Origin of the sequence: Ornithinibacillus bavariensis (assembly GCF_018333235.1) — a bacterium.
In the GTDB taxonomy this organism is placed as follows: Bacteria; Bacillota; Bacilli; order Bacillales; family Amphibacillaceae; genus Ornithinibacillus; species Ornithinibacillus bavariensis.
Genome location: NZ_BORP01000001.1, coordinates 156,396 through 169,932 on the forward strand (window position 1 = coordinate 156,396; position 13,537 = coordinate 169,932).

General features: G+C 35.1%; 14 protein-coding genes. 8 read left to right on the forward strand and 6 right to left on the reverse strand.

Features of this window, described 5'->3' with window-relative positions; all coding sequences use genetic code 11:
• Nucleotides 1–42: 42 nt before the first annotated feature.
• Both KI338_RS00765 and KI338_RS00770 read right to left on the reverse strand, forming a co-directional pair.
• Nucleotides 43–1,038 (reverse strand): putative glycoside hydrolase, encoded by a 996-nt coding sequence (locus KI338_RS00765; protein WP_212919075.1) that lies wholly within the window; start codon nt 1,036–1,038, stop codon nt 43–45.
• A gap of 396 nt (nt 1,039–1,434) precedes the next feature.
• Entirely contained in the window at nt 1,435–3,432 is a 1,998-nt protein-coding gene (locus KI338_RS00770) for a bifunctional diguanylate cyclase/phosphodiesterase (RefSeq protein WP_212919076.1), read from the reverse strand.
• Nucleotides 3,433–3,804: 372 nt separating this feature from the next.
• Between KI338_RS00770 and KI338_RS00775 the strand changes: the two genes are divergently transcribed.
• The gene (locus tag KI338_RS00775) at nt 3,805–5,475 is read left to right on the forward strand and encodes a diguanylate cyclase domain-containing protein (protein ID WP_212919077.1); all 1,671 of its coding nucleotides are present in this window, start codon (nt 3,805–3,807) and stop codon (nt 5,473–5,475) included.
• Between the two features lie 11 nt (nt 5,476–5,486).
• Here KI338_RS00775 and KI338_RS00780 read toward each other — a convergent pair whose 3' ends face one another.
• Nucleotides 5,487–5,657 (reverse strand): hypothetical protein, encoded by a 171-nt coding sequence (locus tag KI338_RS00780; protein WP_212919078.1) that lies wholly within the window; start codon nt 5,655–5,657, stop codon nt 5,487–5,489.
• A gap of 105 nt (nt 5,658–5,762) precedes the next feature.
• Nucleotides 5,763–6,878: an NAD(P)/FAD-dependent oxidoreductase gene (locus KI338_RS00785; protein WP_212919079.1), complete on the reverse strand. Its 1,116-nt coding sequence runs from the start codon at nt 6,876–6,878 to the stop codon at nt 5,763–5,765.
• Nucleotides 6,879–7,046: 168 nt separating this feature from the next.
• Between KI338_RS00785 and KI338_RS00790 the strand changes: the two genes are divergently transcribed.
• Nucleotides 7,047–7,979 (forward strand): manganese-dependent inorganic pyrophosphatase, encoded by a 933-nt coding sequence (locus KI338_RS00790; RefSeq protein ID WP_212919080.1) that lies wholly within the window; start codon nt 7,047–7,049, stop codon nt 7,977–7,979.
• A 183-nt stretch (nt 7,980–8,162) separates the two neighbouring features.
• On the opposite strand, the gene KI338_RS00795 is transcribed toward KI338_RS00790, so the two are convergent.
• Both KI338_RS00795 and KI338_RS00800 read right to left on the reverse strand, forming a co-directional pair.
• Nucleotides 8,163–8,324 (reverse strand): hypothetical protein, encoded by a 162-nt coding sequence (locus tag KI338_RS00795; RefSeq protein WP_212919081.1) that lies wholly within the window; start codon nt 8,322–8,324, stop codon nt 8,163–8,165.
• 91 nt (nt 8,325–8,415) lie between these two features.
• Nucleotides 8,416–8,961: a hypothetical protein gene (locus KI338_RS00800; RefSeq protein WP_212919082.1), complete on the reverse strand. Its 546-nt coding sequence runs from the start codon at nt 8,959–8,961 to the stop codon at nt 8,416–8,418.
• A 600-nt stretch (nt 8,962–9,561) separates the two neighbouring features.
• Here KI338_RS00800 and KI338_RS00805 point away from each other — a divergent pair.
• The 6 genes from KI338_RS00805 (at nt 9,562) to KI338_RS00830 (ending at nt 13,464) form a co-directional block, all read left to right on the forward strand.
• Nucleotides 9,562–9,711, forward strand: a complete 150-nt coding sequence (locus tag KI338_RS00805; RefSeq protein WP_212919083.1) for a small acid-soluble spore protein P — start codon at nt 9,562–9,564, stop codon at nt 9,709–9,711.
• A gap of 115 nt (nt 9,712–9,826) precedes the next feature.
• Complete coding sequence (mscL, locus tag KI338_RS00810) at nt 9,827–10,225, forward strand: large conductance mechanosensitive channel protein MscL (RefSeq protein WP_212919084.1); 399 nt, start codon at nt 9,827–9,829, stop codon at nt 10,223–10,225.
• Nucleotides 10,226–10,237: 12 nt separating this feature from the next.
• Nucleotides 10,238–11,023 carry an MBL fold metallo-hydrolase gene (locus KI338_RS00815; RefSeq protein WP_212919085.1) on the forward strand — a complete coding sequence of 262 codons (786 nt, stop codon included), beginning with the start codon at nt 10,238–10,240 and terminating at the stop codon, nt 11,021–11,023.
• Between the two features lie 11 nt (nt 11,024–11,034).
• On the forward strand, nt 11,035–11,568 hold the full coding sequence (locus KI338_RS00820; protein ID WP_212919086.1) for a DUF4269 domain-containing protein: 534 nt from the start codon (nt 11,035–11,037) through the stop codon (nt 11,566–11,568).
• Nucleotides 11,569–11,726: 158 nt separating this feature from the next.
• Entirely contained in the window at nt 11,727–12,713 is a 987-nt protein-coding gene (locus tag KI338_RS00825) for an ABC transporter ATP-binding protein (protein ID WP_212919087.1), read from the forward strand.
• Nucleotides 12,691–13,464, forward strand: a complete 774-nt coding sequence (locus tag KI338_RS00830; RefSeq protein WP_212919088.1) for an ABC transporter permease — start codon at nt 12,691–12,693, stop codon at nt 13,462–13,464. Before KI338_RS00825 ends, KI338_RS00830 begins: the two co-directional genes overlap by 23 nt.
• Nucleotides 13,465–13,537: the final 73 nt, after the last annotated feature.

Sequence of the window (13,537 nt, forward strand, 5' to 3'; positions counted from 1 at the left end):
ATAGCTATGTAAACCGCTGATTGCTCAGCGGTTGTTAAGTGGTTATTTAAAGGCTTCTACCGTGTAAACATTACCGGCATTCCAGATTAAATATTGGGTTATTCCTTGGTCGTGAAGGGCTTTAATTTGTTTTTGTACATCCTCTATGCTGTAGACACTTTTGTAGTCAAAGTCTTGAATCCAGGGGCGAATAACAGCTGCTTTTAAACCTTGGTTTTTTAGTTTGTTGTTGCGCATGTTTGCATCTTTCATGGCTTGAAGCATGATCTCGTATGGTGCACGGTCAGGGTTACTAATACCATAGGAACCCGGTGCATAGTGTGAAGGGTAGGTCATCGGTGAAATATAATCCACGTTTGGGGAGATGTTTTCCCAAATCTGTCCAATCCCCATATCGTTTGTTGCTGTCGTTACTAATCCAAAGATGTCTGCAGATACATAGACAGGTTCGTTTTTTAACTTATCATTTGAATGTTTAAGAAAGGCGAGGATATTTTCTGCTTTAGATAGTCGGTCTGGATTGTCAAAGGATACTTCTTGATCCACTCTTTTACCATTTTCGGGGAATCGTATATAGTCATATTGGATTTCGTCGAAGCCACTGTCACTAACTTCTTGAGCAATTGAAGTAATATAGTCCCATACCTCTCTTTTATAAGGGTCCACCCATTTTGTCCCTGCTGCATCTTGCCATATGGTACCATTTTTTCTTTTCATGGCATAATCTCCTTTGTTTTCGGCAAGATAAGGGTCTTTGAATACAACAATTCGTGCAATAGTATATATACCTTCATCTTTGAAACGCTTTATGGTCTTTTTAAGGTCATTTATTGCTGGGTTACTATTTGAGCCAATTTCATTGGCTAATTCAATATTAGAATTATATGTTAGTTTCCCGTTGTCATCCTTAATATCGATGACTGCTGCATTGAGATTTGTACTTTTAATGAGATCAATATATTTTTGTACATTTTCTTCTCTTATCGAGGTACGATTGAGATATATGCCTTTAACATCGACCTTTTTCGGTTTTTCCACTGTTTTCCTTATAGGCTTTGATTTAATTTTATCAATACTTAAGGATTGTACATGCTTTGTCGTAGTAATACCTGAAGTAAGGCTTCTGATGTTATTTTCCAGTTTTTCACTGGTGAAATTTAGGCTATTCCCAATCGAGGTAGCGTTCTTTATATGATTAGCTAATGCTGTGCTAGGAGTTGTAGTTTGCCCCTGTGGTGCACAACCAAGAAGTAAGACGAATAAAAGTAAAGTAAATATTTTTTTTGTCAGTTTAATCCCTCCCTTTGCTATTACGTTTTGTACATATGGCCTTTTTAATTCGAGTTATAAATTAGTAATTACGTGTGATTTTTCATATATAGAAATTTGTAAAAAAGGGCTACAGAAAGCGAAACAAAAGAAAAAAGCGAAGTATTATGTCTTCGCTTTTCCAATGGTTTCTATATACCAGCTTTCAAATTCATTGATAGGAATAGGTTTGCTATAGAAATATCCTTGTCCATAAACGCCATGGGAGGATAGTAATTCAATTTGTTCCTTCGTTTCAATTCCTTCTACTACGACCTTTGTATTAATTCTTTTACCGATTTGGATAATTGCTTCAAGTAGTGACTTTACTCGGTTGTTCTTCAATGAATCATTTAGGAAGGAACGGTCGATTTTTAATTCATCGATTTTAATATTTCGGATCATACTTAAGGAAGAATATCCAATTCCAAAATCGTCTAGAGAAACACGTACACCAAGATTTCGTAATTCCAAGATATTATTCTTCGCATCTTCATAATATAGAAAAGAACTTTCCGTTATTTCTAATGTCAAATAATTTGGATCAACCTCTTCTTCCAGCAAAATAGAGCGGATACGGTCAATAAAGGTAGGCGCCATCAGTTGTCTAGTAGATATATTTACGGAAATTGGAAAAAGATTGATGTTCTTATTCTTGAATCGCTTAATATCCATACAAGCTTGACGGATTACCCATTCGCCAATAGGCATAATTAGTCCTGTTTCCTCTGCGATTGGAATAAATTCGTCAGGCGGAATATGTCCTAACTCACATTTCCAGCGAAGCAAAGCTTCTGCCCCAACCATTCGATAGGTTGAAATATCGAATTGTGGTTGATAATGAACAGTTAATTCATTATTCTCAATTGCTTTATGTAAATATGTTTCTAAAATCATTTTCCGCTTCATTTTTTTATTTAGTTCATCATTGTAGAACTGGTAATTATTTTTACCATTTTCCTTAGCGAGGAACATGGCAAAATCCGCTTTTTTGATTAAACTTTCTGCATTATCTTTATGGTCTATGTTCATACTAATTCCAATACTTGGTGTAGAAATGATTTCTATCCCATTTATTGAGTATGGGGAAGACATTTCCTTAATAATTTTTTGGGAAAGATTCTCAATTTCGGCCAAGCTTCGGCCTTCGGCTAAAACTAAAAATTCATCTCCACTTTGCCGGGAAACCACATCACTAGGACGAAGAATTGTTTTTAAACGGTTGGCTATTTTAATGAGTAGTTCATCACCGACACTGTGTCCAAGTGTATCATTAACTCGTTTGAAATTATCAAAATCAATAAACATTACTGCTAATGGACGACCATATTTCTTGGAAGATAGTAATGCTGTATCTAAATAGTTCTGGAACCATTTACGATTAGTTAGTCCAGTTAATGAATCATAGTGTATCAGGTGATTCATTTTTTGTTCGGCCCTTTTTTGGTCCGTAACATCAAAAATGACTCCATCCACTCTTGAAACCGTCCCATCCTTTTCTACATATGGTGTTGCACGATCCTCTAACCAACGGATCTCACCATTCGCGTGATAAAAACGATACGTAATGGAGGTTTTCTTTCCCGCTTTTTGTTGCAGGTGAGCCTCTTGTATGATTTTTTTATCTTCTGGATGGACAACATCCATCCAGTGATTAGGATTCTCCTTTAGTTTTTCACTTGTTACACCATATATTTCTGCATAACCTTCAGAAAAGGTTTGCTCGTTTGTTTCAAGGTCCCATGTCCAAAACGTAATATCATTATTCTCAAATATTGTTTTTAACTGAGCTTCATTTGTTTTGATTTTCCATCCTAAAGTGCCAATAGATAAAGCGATAAATAATCCAATAACATATGGGAAAAGATTTTCAACAGATAATTCATTTGGCGATGATATGATTCCCATTATCATATAAACTCCACCAAGAATTATAAAAATGGTAATACCGCCAAAGATACCTCCATAATACGAAAATAATACAACCATGATAAGGCTTACATACCAATAGAAGCCCATCGTTTGAAGGGATGCATATTCTTCCATATAGATGGTAATTGCGATAACAAATATCCCAATGATCCAGAGAAACAATGGAACTTTTTTTATACTAAATGGACTCATAACGACTCACCTGTCAAAAAATGTCGAATTTGGTAGCTGCTACTAAGTAGTTTATCACAATTTTTAAAAAAAGAAAAAATACTATATAGAAGCAGAATTATTTTTCGTAAAAATTTAAAAAGATGGAAAAGAGGATTTTGATGGAGCCCTCAGGTACCCAGCATAGGATGAAATTACAAGAAAATAATCATTTTCAAAGGGAAGCACTTTAGATATAATATACTTTCCTCTTACGTTTACTAGCTTTTTCGTTATTTGTAGGTATTAAGTCCTATTGCTTTTGTAGGTATTTTTTAGTATTTTTTAACTATATTTTAGATATTCAGAATCGATTTTACATACCTTATTTTAAGAAATCGAGTGTGAGGGTAAATGAGAAAACAAAGGGATAACTTCTTAAATAATGTCCTCTTAAATGGAATTCAAGACATGGTTTATATCATGGAAGTGATAGAGGATAGCCATTTTGTCTATCATTTTATTAATCATGCTGTGAAAAGATATGCAGGTATTACGAACGAGGTTATTGGCAAATCCTTCGACGAAGTTTTGGATAAACAAAAAGCAAAGTTTCTATTTGAAAAATATCAAAAAGCTGTAGAAATAAAGGATCTCGTAGTATATGAAGACTTTTTCCCCTCTCCACTTGGTGAGGTACGATACGGTGAAAATGTTTTAACGCCACTTTTTGATGAAAATGGTAATTGTACACATGTGGTCGCAGTTGTAAAAGATATAACAGAAAGAAGATTAGCAGAGAAAGCTGCTATAGTCGCCCGTGAGCAGTTAAATGAGCAGAAACAGCGATATCAATCCCTTTTTGAATATAACATAGATGCAGTTATTGCGATTGATAGAGAAGGGGTGATTGTTACTGGAAATCGTTCATTAGAGCTAGTCACTGGTAATAGTATTGCTGATATAAGAGGGAAACTGTATACAAGCCTTGTCTTAGAAGAAGATATTCCTATCGTTGAAAAGTATTTTAATATTGCCATCAATGGTATTTTAGAAGAGTTCCATATGCGATTAAAGAATAGAGATGGGAAAAAAATTGAAACTGTTGTAAAGCTTACACCAATAATTGTTAATGATGAAACAGTCGGGATTTATGCTATTTGTAAAGATATATCTGAGCAGATAAAAATGAAAAATAAATACACGGAAAGTGAAAATAAATTTGAAATTATTGCAGAAAACTCCGGTGATTTGATAACCATGCTTGATCAGTATGGCAAAATTTCTTATGTCTCACCATCCTATCGTGATGTCCTTCAGGCTAATCCAGAGGAATATATCGGGAGAGAATTTTATCATAATGTTCATCCAGAAGATATTGAGCATTTACTTCAATCCTTTGAAGTTTCCAAAACTACTGGAAAGCCATGGGTTGCACAATTTAGACAAAAACATCAATCGGTTGGATGGATTTGGTCCGAATTAAAGGGTTCACCAGTGTATAACTATGTTGGAGAATTTAAGCAAATGGTTGTTCTTTCTAGGGATATATCTTCTCGTAAAAATTACGAGGAAAAATTGAAATACTTCGCATATCACGATTCGTTGACTGGACTTCCTAATCGCAGATATTTCGCAATGCAACTTAAAGAAGCGCTAGATTTATTTGAGAAAAATCATGAAACCTTCGCGGTTATTATTATGGACTTGGATCGTTTTAAAGCGATAAATGATACATTTGGACATGATATTGGTGACAAAGCTATTTCTGAATTTGCATTGCGGGTTGCTAAACAAATACATCCAACTGATACACTTGCACGTCTTGGTGGAGATGAATTCGTCCTATTAGTAAGAGGTAAGACAGATGTGCAGGACGTAATCCAAGTTGCAGAGGATATTATTAAGGTAGTAAAAGATCCATGGTGTATCGAGAATGCACAATTTAATACGACTACTAGTATTGGAATATCCTTGTTAGCTGAGGATAGAGTAAATACTTATGAATCTTTGTTTAAGAATGCTGACCAAGCTCTTTATGAAGCAAAAAATGCAGGCGGTAATCAATATGCCATAAGAAGGTAATAGAGGATGCTTTACGAGGGATTATTCCCCCATAAAGCATCCTCTATGTGTGATGTATGAATTATAGTTTCTACTTTAGCTGTCTCTGTTTTACCGATAATCTGTTGTAGTAGAAAATAGGCAAACCCTAAAACCGCAATCACAAGCAGAATCATAATAACAACGATGAATTTACCTTTCAAATTTTTCACCCTCGATTCTATTAAATAAATAACTTGATATAAGCCTAGCAAATCTCTTTTTTCCTGGCAATTAGGAAAGTTCACTTCTACGTAAGGAAAGTTGGTTTAGTTAAAAAGTGCACCATGTACATCATAATCTTTTAGCTCTATGTCAAGTTTTTCACCTAATGCCAGCTTTGCTAGCTGAGTACCAACAAATGGTCCGGTGGTAAGACCTGATGAACCTAATCCATTAGCTAGCATTAATCCGCTTATTCCTTGAATTGTACCAATTACTGGCAGAAATTCAGGTGTGAATGGGCGAAACCCTACGCGTGCTTCAAGTATAGGGCTATCGGATAAGGAAGGCAATACCTCCAGTGCCTTTGATAAAATATCATGGATTCCGCCAGCTGTAATGCGCTGGTCAAAGCCAACATCATTTTCATGTGTTGCACCAATTACTAGTCGGTGTTTAAAAGGAACGATCGATTGACTTGTTGGAGGCATTAGCACTGGCCAATGATTTGCTTCCTCATTTTGTAATTCAAGATGTAAAAGCTGTCCCTTTTGTCCTCTCGCTTGAAAATGGATTCCAAGAGGTTGTAACAATTCTCCCATCCATGCTCCACAAGCAGCAATTACTGTCTTTGCTTCATATATGGTGTCATTTATATAGATTCCTTTGACACGTGAATTACTATGATAAAGGGTTGCATGGCCGTCAAGTAGCTCAGCACCATACTTTTTGGCAGCACGTAATAATGCATTTCGGAAAACACGTCCATCAACTCGTGCTGCTCCACTTATATGAATGGAGCTATAAGATTCATCAACCAATGGGAATAGTTCTCTAGTTTGTTTCGGTGATAGCAGGGAAATTTCTCCTATTTCAGGTGCTTCCTCCTTTCTAGTAATCGCTCTCTCCTTCATCGCTAGTAACTTTTCTTCTGCATGATGAATGCTAAGGGCACCAACCTTTGCATAACCTGTTTCTATCTCACCATCTTCCTCGAGCTCTCGGACAATAGAAGGATAAATACGTGCACCATTTCTTGCAAGTGAATACCATTTTTTGTTTCTACGTTGTGATAGCCAAGGGCAAATTACACCGGCAGCGGCATCTGTAGCCTGTCCGTTTCCAGATTGGTCAACTAGAAGTATATCAGCACCACTTTTTGCCAGTTTATAGGCTGTCGTTGCTCCAAGAATTCCACCACCAACAATTATAAAATCTTTCATAGTCAAAATCCTCTTCAATAAAAATCTTCTATAATAACTATAAGAATTATTATTGAAAATGTAAAATTACTAGGTAAAACAATTTAATCTAATAAATTTTTATGGTAATCTTGTATCTGGATATAATGGATTATAAGCTATACATATAAAGGATAAAGGAGAATGAAGATGAGTAAAACACTAGTTTTTGGTCATAAAAATCCTGACACAGATACAATATGTTCAGCGCTCGCTTATGCTAACCTAAAAAATAAATTAGGTGTGAATGCTGAACCTGCACGTCTTGGTGAGGTTAATAAAGAAACCAACTATGCATTGAACTATTTTAATGTAGAAGCACCGCAACTTATTGATGCTGTCCCAGCGGATGTTGAACAAGTTATTTTAGTCGATCATAATGAATTTCAACAAAGTGTAAGTAATATAAAGGATGTTCGAATTTTAGAGGTTATCGATCATCATCGAGTATCTAATTTTGAAACAAAAGAACCACTTTATTTCCGTGCTGAACCAGTTGGCTGTACAGCAACCATCTTATACAAAATGTATAAGGAAAATGACATTGAAGTAACAAAGGAAATAGCTGGTCTACTCTTATCTGCCATTATTTCTGATTCTCTATTACTTAAATCTCCAACCTGTACACAGGAGGATGTTGATGCAGCCCATGAGCTTGCTGATATAGCTGGTGTAGAACTAGAAAAGTACGGACTAGATATGTTACAAGCAGGAGCCGATTTAAGTGATAAATCAGCTGCCGAATTAATCTCGATGGATGCAAAAGAATTTGCAATGGGTGATGCAAAGGTTGAAATTGCTCAAGTAAATACGGTAGATGCTAGCAAAGTTTATGAGCTTCAAACAGAATTAGAAGAAGTAATGGATAAAGCAATTAATGAAAAAGGATTAGATTTATTCCTCTTTGTTGTAACAGACATTATAAACAATGATTCTGAAGTATTAGCACGTGGTAAGGGTTATGAAAAGGTAGCAGATGCATTTGGAGTAACACTTGATAACAGTCATCGTGCATTATTAAAAGGTGTTGTATCTCGTAAAAAACAAATCGTTACTGCATTAACTGACGCTTTTACAAAATAATAGTCAATAATAATCGCCTCCATATCCATGGGGGCTCTTTATGTTGGAAGTAGTACAGACTTATTTATTTGGAGAATAGGGAAGGATATCTTTCTTTCACTAAAAAATAGATGAAGCTATAAAATATAAATAGCCTTGGTGTAAACCAAGGCTAAATTAATAGGAGAGAGGGTTCAGTTGTTATTATTTTCTTATACGATTAATTAGGCTGACAATAGACTGGTTTGTTTTTGAAGCTTTTCTTACAGGTGTTATTTGATAACGCATACTGTTCGCATTTTGACTCAGTTTAGCTTGCATTTGTCGTATTGCTTCAGCTGCCTTTTGTTTTGCTTCTTCTAACATTTAAAAAACCTCCTTTCTAAAATTATCATATGAAAGGAGGTAGTACTTGCTAGTGTGTTTCTATTATTTCTATTTAAATTGATTGAAATAGTTACTTGTTATCCTTCATTAGTTTAGACATTATTTCTGTCATCTCAGCTAGTTTCTTTTCATCACTCATCACTTCCTGCATCATCTCCATGGCTGTTTGCTTCATTTCAGGGTTATTCATCATCTTCTTAAATAAATCATTCACATCGCCATTTTCCCCTAAATTTTTAAATAGGTCATTTAGGTTACCATTCTTCATCGCATTTAACACTCCTTTAATAGGTATTTTTTTAAGCAAATTTCTTGTAGAATGAAGTACCTTTTTTGTAAATTCCTTTCCTTTCTCTGAATTTATTAGATTGATAATGCTCTGGATTTTATCCGAAAAATCAGAATTAATATCTTTGTTCTGCCATTCTATACGAATTTGCTCAAATAGGTTATCTAGAGGCTTTCCCTGATTATTGTTGTTCATTTTCGATAAAATTGGACTTGTCATTGGTTTTCCTTTCGGTTGGATAGTATCCTCCTCAGTGGAATCGATCTGGTTAGCCTTTGCCCGACGATATTTTCCGGCAGCGGTATTTTTAAAGGAAATCTGCTTCATGAAAATCACCACCTTTGTTAACAGTACTTTCTTTACATTGGTACGTATAAAGGTCTCCATTGGTAAGTGTGTAAGTCTATTTTTAATATTAAATATATGCTTGCCTACTAGAAGTAAAGTTAATAGGTTATCAAACCTATTGAATATAACCATTTTTTAATAGAGAAGTTATTTCGTCCAAACTGAATGAAAAGAGTTACATAATGTATTAATGTGAGGCCTCATAGTAAAGCTATAGGAGGTGTTTGTAGATGCTAGCAGCATTTGTATTGCTATTCGTATGGTTCGTTATCTTTACACCGATTATCCTATTGATTGCGCTTCTTGCAGCTTTAACTTAAATCAATAGATAGGGTCCGACTAACCATTTATAACTCCAACATTTATTGGTAGTAGCTATCATTTGATAGCTACTACTTTTTTTAGTAGGTGCGAGTCGAGTCGTATATTAATGGTAAATATCATTATAGAAATAGCTATATTTTGATATAAGGGAAGGGTGTAGCATCATGTAACCAATTCAAAATGTATTGCTAACTGCGAATGAATAAATTTTCCTGACCACACAACACTAACAACATACCTGAAAGGAGGGACATAATGAGTAGACCAAAAGGACCAAAACAACAAAAACAGCCGAATCTTCCTTTAGGGCCAGAAATGCCTTATGGAGAAGGATTAGACGGCTCAAAAAAAGTAAAGAATAAAAATCATTCCCGTCAAAATCATAATCCACACCATGATATGTAAAACCTTAAGAAGGCAGTCTTTAGACTGTCTTTTTACTTTTATGCCATTTTTTAATTGATTCCATTAATAGGTTAACCTATTATGAGAACTATACTGATGAAAAGGGATTGGTAGTATGAAAAAATTTTGGGAAGAGTTTAAGACATTTGCAATGAAGGGAAATGTACTAGATTTAGCTGTTGCTGTAGTGATAGGAACAGCTTTTAGTGCTATAGTTAATTCCTTGGTGGGAAATATTATAACTCCTCTTGTTGGAATCCTATTTAATGGAATTGATTTCAGCAATGCAGTATGGACGATTCGCGGTGTAGCTATCCAATATGGAATATTTATACAGTCTGTATTTGATTTCTTTGTAATTGCTTTATCTATTTTTATTTTTATTCGTGTATTAGAAAAGTTTAGGCATAAAAAGAAGGAAGAAGAAACAGAAGAACCTAAAGTAGATCCAAAAGAAAAGTTATTGGTAGAAATTCGTGATATTTTACGGGAACAAAATGAAAACAATAAGTAAAGGGGAATTGTTATGGTAGAAATTCACCATCCGTGGTTCACTGTCGAGGAGATTGATTCAACAACCTATGCAATTAGTGAATATGGTCATTGGGAAAAAGTGCATTCATTTTTGTTAATTGGAAACGAGAAAGCAGCTTTAATTGATACAGGATTAGGAATAGATAATATGAAGCAAATAACGGATCAGTTAACGGATTTGCCTATTGTGGTAATTACCACACATGTTCATGCTGATCATATTGGAAGTCATAGGGAATACGATACGATTCTTGTTCATGAAGCCGAGGAGGATTGGCTTATCAATGGGATTAAGGGCTTAAGTATCGAACAGATAAGAAAAGATATTGGACGTGATATAACAAAACCTACTCCTAGTAGCTTTCATCCGCATACTTACACACCTTTTACTGGAATACCAACTGCTTTATTATCAGACGGTGACTTAATTGATTTGGGTGATAGGCTACTCACCATTTTTCATACACCAGGGCATTCGCCAGGTCACATTTGCATTTTAGACAATGACCGTGAGTATTTATTTACTGGAGATTTACTTTATACTGGGACGCCAATCTACGCATTTTATCCTACAACTGACCCAGAAGCATTAGTGAACTCCTTGGAGCGTATTTCCTTATTACAGGTTCAGCGCGTTTTTGGTTCGCATAATGAACTAGGACTTGATCCAAGTATTTTACTTGAGGTACAGTCGTTAATTCAGGATCTTCGTGAAAAAGATGTTATTCGACATGGAACAGGTATCCACGAATTTCAGAGGATAAGTGTGCAATTTTAAAGGAGATAATTATGTTTGATTCCTTAGAAGCATTAAGGACGGGAAATGATGTACAAAAAGGAGTATATACGGCAATTATCGAGCTAGATGTAATAAGAAAATTGGCCATTTATAATCCGTTTGTTTGTGGAACATTTCCAATCAATATTTATACGTTGCAATCGGATGTAGATATTATCATGGAAGTTCATGACTTCGAGCAATTTAAAATAGCCTTAATAGTCTACTTCGGAGATAAAAATCAATTTCGGATTAAAGAAAAGAGGATTCGTGGTAGAAAAGTAATAAAAGCAAATTTCTCCTTTCAAGGCTTTGCCTTCGAATTATTTGGTCAAGCTCAAGCTGTAGAAGAACAATATGCTTATCTTCATATGGTAATTGAACATAGGCTATTACAGCAGTATCCGGAAAAGAGAGAAAACATTATAAAGCTGAAGTCAGATGGAATAAAGACCGAGCCGGCTATTTGTATGGCCTTTGAAATAGAAGGTGATCATCCATATGAAGACTTAATTTTTTATGGGAAGGGTCTTGGTTTAATTTAATAATGATTTCCTATTTCAGAATGGCAATGTTTTGCCATTCTTTTTTAAATTATCTGTTTTCTCCGTCTCTAGACTGAAACTTTTTCAAACTAAGGGCTGTAGAATGAAAAATTGATAAAAGGTACACTATGATTAGAAAATGAGAAGGGATGAGAGAAATGGCTGTAAAAATAGTCGAGGTGAAAAACCTTAAAAAGTCATACAAAAAGCGGAAAACAAAAGAATACATAACAGCAGTAAATGATATTTCATTTACAGTAAATAAAGGGGAAATCTTAGGTCTTCTGGGGCCGAACGGGGCAGGAAAGACCACCACAATTAAGATGATCTGTGGCTTAGTTGTTCCTGATAGTGGAGCTATTACGATCAATGGAATTGATAATCAGTCAAAAAGACTTCGTGCTCAGGAGCATATTAGTGCTGTTCTAGAAGGAAATAGGAATTTATATTGGCGGCTAACCGTTCGAGAGAATATGGAGTATTTTGCTGGTAATCGTGGGAAATCAAGAAAAGAGGTCACTAGTCAAATTGAGGAATTGTTACACCAGTTTCGTTTGAAGGATAAAGAAAATGAAATGGTTAATCGTCTATCACGAGGAATGCAGCAAAAATTGGCAATTGCGGTAGCGATGCTTGCAGGAAGTGAAGTTATTTTACTAGATGAACCGACACTTGGTTTAGATATAGAAACAGGATATGAGGTTCGTGAATTACTCCGTGAAATTGTGAGGGAGCAAAAGAGGACAATTATTATTACCTCACATGATATGGATGTTATTCAGGATTTATGTGAGCGTACTGTGATCATTAATAGTGGAAAAGTTGTAACCAATGATCGTGTCGAAAATCTGATGAAACTATTTGAAGTAAGGGCATATGTAATTAAACTTGATGGGCACTTGAGCGAGGAACAGCATCATCTGCTCTTAGAAAAATTCCCTCTTCTAGTTTATACACCTGATACCTTCCAATCTACATTAGAGGTCGAGTTAACACAATCTCAAGACATTTATGAACTATTTGATGTACTGAAGCTAGAACAGATTCCAGTGGATACAATTGACAGAAAGACAATCAATTTTGAACAAGTGTTTATGAAGATAGTGAAGGGAGAGACACAGGATGCGGTTTCTGAACGTGCTTAGTGCCAATATTCGAAGAGAATTTATCTTATTGAAACGGTACTTACCGAATACGATTGCAATGCTTGTAACCTTTTATGTCATTTTCATTGGGATGTTTTTTGGAATTTCACTAATTGGAGATCCTACAACACAAGATGCAAATATCCAGTATGTCATTGTTAATTATATTTTCTGGTTTTTAGCGATGCTTGTCGTAAACGATATTGGTTGGCAGATTACAAACGAAGCAACACAAGGAACATTAGAGCAATTAGGCATGTCACCAATGGGGATATGGAGGATTATGCTTTCAAGGCTTTTATCTACTACAATCGTTGAGTTTATAATAATTATTGGGCTTTTATATTTAAGTATGTTTACAGCTGGTCAGTGGTTAAACATTGATGTACTATCAATTTTACCAATACTAATTTTAACGTTAATTAGTATGTTTGGCTTGGGCTTAATTATTGCAGGCTTCACCATGATTATTAAGCAAATACAGGCATTCTTACAAATTTTGCAATTCTTACTAGCAGGTTTAACCTTTGTGCCATTATCGGTAGCTCCATTCTTAGCATTTTTTCCATTTGTAAAGGGAGTTGACATGGTAAGAGAGGTCATGATCAATGGGACTACTATTACCGAATTTGGTGTTGGTGATATTTCTATTTTAGTGTTCAATGGAATATTTTACTTTGGGATAGGACTATTTATTTTCTTACGTTGTGAACGCTATGCAATGAGTAAGGGCTTACTAGCACATTATTAAGGTTTAAGATGGTATTCGGTCAACGACTAATACCATCTTTTTTTGAATCATTTTTCGTAATAGTTTCGTCATA

Excerpts from the sequence above, each read along its gene's own strand:
- KI338_RS00770 (WP_212919076.1), bottom strand. The coding sequence starts at position 3,432 with ATGAGTCCATTTAGTATAAAAAAAGTTCCATTGTTTCTCTGGATCATT.
- KI338_RS00815 (WP_212919085.1), top strand. The coding sequence starts at position 10,238 with ATGGTAGAAATTCACCATCCGTGGTTCACTGTCGAGGAGATTGATTCA.
- KI338_RS00785 (WP_212919079.1), bottom strand. The coding sequence starts at position 6,878 with ATGAAAGATTTTATAATTGTTGGTGGTGGAATTCTTGGAGCAACGACA.
- mscL (WP_212919084.1), top strand. The coding sequence starts at position 9,827 with ATGAAAAAATTTTGGGAAGAGTTTAAGACATTTGCAATGAAGGGAAAT.
- KI338_RS00820 (WP_212919086.1), top strand. The coding sequence starts at position 11,035 with ATGTTTGATTCCTTAGAAGCATTAAGGACGGGAAATGATGTACAAAAA.
- KI338_RS00775 (WP_212919077.1), top strand. The coding sequence starts at position 3,805 with ATGAGAAAACAAAGGGATAACTTCTTAAATAATGTCCTCTTAAATGGA.
- KI338_RS00805 (WP_212919083.1), top strand. The coding sequence starts at position 9,562 with ATGAGTAGACCAAAAGGACCAAAACAACAAAAACAGCCGAATCTTCCT.
- KI338_RS00790 (WP_212919080.1), top strand. The coding sequence starts at position 7,047 with ATGAGTAAAACACTAGTTTTTGGTCATAAAAATCCTGACACAGATACA.
- KI338_RS00830 (WP_212919088.1), top strand. The coding sequence starts at position 12,691 with ATGCGGTTTCTGAACGTGCTTAGTGCCAATATTCGAAGAGAATTTATC.
- KI338_RS00795 (WP_212919081.1), bottom strand. The coding sequence starts at position 8,324 with ATGTTAGAAGAAGCAAAACAAAAGGCAGCTGAAGCAATACGACAAATG.
- KI338_RS00825 (WP_212919087.1), top strand. The coding sequence starts at position 11,727 with ATGGCTGTAAAAATAGTCGAGGTGAAAAACCTTAAAAAGTCATACAAA.
- KI338_RS00800 (WP_212919082.1), bottom strand. The coding sequence starts at position 8,961 with ATGAAGCAGATTTCCTTTAAAAATACCGCTGCCGGAAAATATCGTCGG.